The organism is Streptococcus sp. GMD4S, assembly GCF_000296955.1.
The window spans coordinates 1-2,052 of record NZ_AJRE01000439.1 but is presented as its reverse complement, the minus strand read 5'-3'; the positions used below and the strand labels follow the sequence as shown (position 1 = coordinate 2,052).

Sequence of the window (2,052 nt, the reverse complement as noted above, 5' to 3'; positions counted from 1 at the left end):
TGGCTATCCTCATCTGAAATATTCTGGATAAGAGTAACTCCTCGTTTTTGAGCTGCTCTCAAAGCATTATCATAATTGAAAAGATTATCCCATAGTCCCCAGTTTGCTGTGATCCGATCATCTGAATATTTTTTCAAATAAAACTTACCGACCTGATATCGATTGAGTATTTCGTCTGCTCCACCAATATGGTCACTATGAACATGAGTTCCTATAATAAAATCTAATTTTTTTACACCTATTTGATCCAAGTGGCGAATCAATCGATCCTCCAATACTTGATAATTTCTCATGGAAATTCCCCAGCGGCTTGGATAGCGTGGGTCACTCCCATCAGGGAAGTCATAGTCTTCACCCATATCAATCAAAGCATAGTGACCATTGCTTTCCAGAAGGATGGCGTCACTCCCAGATTTTGCTTTAGTATTTATGAAATGGATACGATTGCCCGAACCTGCTGAAATGGTATCTGCATTTACTCCTTGCGATAACTGAATCAGTAATAGAAAGACTGCGAGAACACTATAGCTGACTGATTTTAATAACCATTTATTTTTCACCTTGAAAACTCCTTTATCTTAACAATAAGCAACTTTTACTAATCTAATCAATCCAGTAGTTTTTATCCCCTCCTGGGACTTGTTGCTCAATAGGCGGTGGAGTCATATAGTTTTCTCCAAATTCGTAGACAAGTATTTCATGGTATTTTCTCGGAACCTTGACCACGATGTTTTCATAAGGCATATCAATCAAATCATAGAGCCATTCTTTTTTTATACCATTTGGATAATAAGGGTCATAGATAGTACAAGTAAGATCTGTTGCTTGATCTACACTATACTTCAAAGCAAGGCTCTCTAATTTTTGATTCCATAGCTGTGGGGAAGTTAAGCGGAAAATAGCTGATCCCATATAACGAGGGAGGTTTTTAAGTCCACCATTCTCAGACTTGATCCCTTTAAAATTCAAAGAAGAAAGGCGAATGAAATATTTGTAGAGCTTCATTTTCTTACGGTCACTTTCCTGTGTTACGACACCATCATATGGAAAAATGTCAACGCAAGTTCCCAATACGACCGTTGGGTCTACGAGGTTAGCATCTCGACGAGTCCTTACATCATAGACTCTCATATAACTGTATGGATATCCCTTTGTTTCTCTGAATGAAATCAATTTGTAGTAGGGATGATTTTCATTTTGTAAAACCTTATACAGTTTTTCAAATTCATCACGCGCCAAGGAAATATCTGTATCATCATCCCAAGGGATAAATCCTTTATGGCGTACAGCTCCTAGTAAGGTTCCAAAATCAATAAAGTATTTGATTTGATGTTGTTCACAAAGATCATGTAGATACTTTAAAATATCCAATTCTACTTGCTTGATTTCTTCAAGAGTTAAAGTTCTTTCAGACATAGGTTCTATTCTCCTAAATTTGACTATTTTTTTAAACGTTTCTTAATCCCAATCTCGTCATTTAGACCTTTTAACAATCTTCCATAATTTAAAATCATGATGAGATACTCTTTGTTCAACTGGTGGCAACTGCATATAGTCTCCGTAGTCTGAGGTCAAAATTTCATGATAGTTTTTCGGAATGGTAAATTCCTTACCTTCAAATATTCCAGTAGTAACTTGTTCCAGCCATTCACGTCTCCACACTGGTTTGTTCATATCCTTGTAGATAAGATAATCCACCTGCTCATAATCTGAGACTTTACGGGATTTTGCAAGCTCTTCAATCTGGGCAACGTATTTGTTTGTATTGGTGAAATAGAAAATAATAACTGACACATAACGTAGCAGTGAATTCAGTACACTTTTTGTATTGGTAATGCCTTTGAAGGTGTAGCAACTCAATTGACGTTTCTTTATCAGTTTCGTCATCTTGTTTTTAAATTGTACGTCATCCTCGTAGCCATCTACAGGGAAAATATCTACATAGATTCCCATATTCGAATCGATGCGAACATCTTCTTCTAGCAAGTAAGTATGGTTATCCTGCACTTTCATGAAGGGATAGACATAGTTGAGATTATTTTTATAAGACAT

Annotated in this window: 3 protein-coding genes; all 3 read right to left on the bottom strand. The window is 36.3% G+C overall.

Annotated elements, in window-relative coordinates; all coding sequences use genetic code 11:
* Window positions 1–560 (bottom strand): MBL fold metallo-hydrolase (locus tag GMD4S_RS10560; RefSeq protein ID WP_000792510.1); only part of this gene is annotated, 560 nt, incomplete at its 3' end.
* A 43-nt stretch (window positions 561–603) separates the two neighbouring features.
* Entirely contained in the window at window positions 604–1,416 is an 813-nt protein-coding gene (locus GMD4S_RS10555; RefSeq protein WP_000004177.1) for a LicD family protein, read from the bottom strand.
* 57 nt (window positions 1,417–1,473) lie between these two features.
* A partial coding sequence (locus tag GMD4S_RS10550) for a LicD family protein (protein WP_000120681.1) occupies window positions 1,474–2,052 on the bottom strand: 579 nt, incomplete at its 5' end.